At 40.5% G+C, this 2,472-nt stretch carries 2 protein-coding genes; one reads left to right on the top strand and one right to left on the bottom strand.

The genetic code is table 11. The features are described 5' to 3' along the window. Window positions 1-18: 18 nt before the first annotated feature. Window positions 19-1,350 (bottom strand): CopG family transcriptional regulator, encoded by a 1,332-nt coding sequence (locus IQ260_RS29815; RefSeq protein ID WP_193996675.1) that lies wholly within the window; start codon window positions 1,348-1,350, stop codon window positions 19-21. Between the two features lie 603 nt (window positions 1,351-1,953). On the opposite strand from IQ260_RS29815, the gene IQ260_RS29810 reads away from it, so the two are divergent. After that, on the top strand, window positions 1,954-2,232 hold the full coding sequence (locus tag IQ260_RS29810; RefSeq protein WP_193996674.1) for a hypothetical protein: 279 nt from the start codon (window positions 1,954-1,956) through the stop codon (window positions 2,230-2,232). The last annotated feature ends 240 nt before the right edge of the window (window positions 2,233-2,472 follow it).

Genomic DNA, 2,472 nt, shown 5'->3' with positions numbered 1-2,472 from the left:
CCTGTAATGTCAGTCATCTCAAGAAAGTTCATGACCTGAGCGTCTTAGCTTTTTAAGCTCAGCTAGTGCAAATTTCTCCTCGGCCTCTCCCTGCAAAAGACGAATCATAAACTGCCCAAGTTCTGTAGTGGAACTAATCCCCGTCTCTTTTTCAAAAATAGCGGCTAAGTTTTCAACGGCTTCTGTTCTACTGAGACAATAGTGCATTTCCTTATCAATAGTATCTTTACTAACTTGCAGTTTTTCGCTGAGATGACGTTGAATCGATGCTTGTAATTGCGCCCATTCTTTGGCCTGCTCAGGTGAATAACCTAAGACGTGAGCACCCCATTCATGCTCGATTTCACAGAGCCAAAAATTTAGAGGGGCATGATATGTTGCTTTAACAAGAATGCGCAATAATGCGTGTCTATCTCTAGCCTGCGTTAATGAAGACGTCCATAACAAGTCGCAATATTTAGCGGCTTCCGGTGGAATAACAACGGAGGCCATTGGTGTTTCTATCTTAGAGGGCTTATTTCTGTGTTTGCGGAACTTAGTCCACCCCTCATGGACAAGACGACGAATATCTTCAATTGTGAAATCCATACCCTGAAGCTCATAGATCTGTTGAATTTGAGCTTCAGTGAATCCGCTAATATACTTGAGCCGCAGGGCTGTGAACTGTAGTGAAAAACTAGCTGTCGAGAGATGGCTCATAGCGCTGCCGATTTTAGCCAAGCAGTCACGTGAACTGCTTTCATGCAACGGGTCCCTATCAAGAAAGTTGTTTTTGGGATTCAATTGCCATGCATTTTCTAAATCAGCTTGATTAAGTAAAAGACAATAATTAATCAGACGGCTGAGGGCGCTGAGACTATTAACGTAGCGATCAGGTCGAATATAACAGTGTTGAAACACCACTGACATTGACGCTATCAGGTCATTGACCATCAGCTTACGGAACGGATGACTTTGTAACGGCTCTATTTTTTGATAGATAGCGGAATTAAAGGCAAATAGAGAGTGTAGAACATCGCTATGGGGAGCAAACAGACCTTGTAGTCGGCGATATACCAAAATTTCAGACAAGGAAGACGAAGGACTGTGAGCGGTTGGTTTTGTAACCACTAACTCCCCTTTGCCAATGAGTTCCAAAAGCTCACTTTTAGATGAATACCCAAGTTTCACAACTAACTTCTCAAGATGATTCCAGGCATTATCCGAGATAGAAACATTGCGGCGTTTGCGTCTTTGGCTTTCATCTGTCAACGTCGGCGGACGCCCACGCCTGGGTTTAGATGTCGCAGCAGGTGATATTTGCTCAGTTGTATCAAAGGGCTCAGCATCAGTTTTTGCTGACAAGGGCATTTACTTTACCTTGAATCTGCAGCTAAGTAACTATTGAATTAAGTTACGTATAATCCAGGTATAACATTTATCCATACTAAATCACACAGTTGAATTGCCTTCTTAATCAGGTATTGATGACTATTTTTGTAGCTAACAAGAAAAATAGTGATTAATATACGTAATTAAATATGGTGGCATTCTAGGTCATATATGAGTACGCCCATTTTTAGTCTTGGCTTTATGGCCTTTAAGAAAAATGCATGCTTATCCTTTTTACGTAGTTAATAGGATAAGGCCCTAATTTACTAAGGATAAGCATTACTTACATTACGCATATGGGTATAAAAACCTATAAAGAGTAGTAATACTTATATGAAAATATGGTAAATTTTAGTTGCGTAATTTAAGTAGTCTATTTATTCGTGTCTGCCAATATGAGTATGGTTACTCATTAAGATGCGATCGTTAGAAGTAAAGAGTGAGATCTCTTTGAGGTAAGCTTCTATACCTTCATATCAGTCTTGCATGGCAGGCCTCGATTCTCTCTTAAGGTGAGTTTTGAGAGTGGCTGATGAGGGATTCTGCACATGCCTCTTTTTATAATCTTTATGTCTTGGGGTAATGGAGAAACAAACGTTGGGGCCTACGACAGTGAATGAAGTGATTTATATTGAGTTCTCGGATGGTTCAACATTAGAGATGCCAGAGGGAGTCACCGTCATTATGATTAAGTGGTTGCAATGTCTAACGTCTAATGGGTTTAGTGACGTAACCATTACCAGTAAAAAGCAGAAACATGAACTTCTTGTACAACTTCATGCGGGAAGTTTGATTCGAGCTAGGATTCCTCTCCATCAGGCTGAAGATATCCGAAATCGGTTAGTGGGCAAGCGGTTCTAAATAATTCCTGATTGTAGATAGGAGAGATTCAGTTCAGGCTAAATTTCAAAAATGAATAGGGTTTTGTATAGCAGTGAATGCGACAGGCCAGGCTCTAAGAAACGTGAGCTTGGCCTGTCTTTTAAATTTAAGGCTTTTCAAATATCGATTCAGAGGGGGACTCAATGGTCTTTAAAGATATTTATCCATCATTTGCAGAGGGTGTCGTTGTTGAAGTTGTTCATGAGCATAGAGAATGGC

It is taken from the genome of Leptolyngbya cf. ectocarpi LEGE 11479 (genome assembly GCF_015207065.1).
GTDB lineage: Bacteria > Cyanobacteriota > Cyanobacteriia > Phormidesmidales > Phormidesmidaceae > Leptothoe > Leptothoe ectocarpi.
This window is presented reverse-complemented; position numbering and strand designations above follow the sequence as displayed.

Bases quoted from the DNA above. Each gene is read 5' to 3' on its own strand.
- IQ260_RS29810 (WP_193996674.1), top strand. From the start codon at position 1,954: ATGGAGAAACAAACGTTGGGGCCTACGACAGTGAATGAAGTGATTTAT.
- IQ260_RS29815 (WP_193996675.1), bottom strand. From the start codon at position 1,350: ATGCCCTTGTCAGCAAAAACTGATGCTGAGCCCTTTGATACAACTGAG.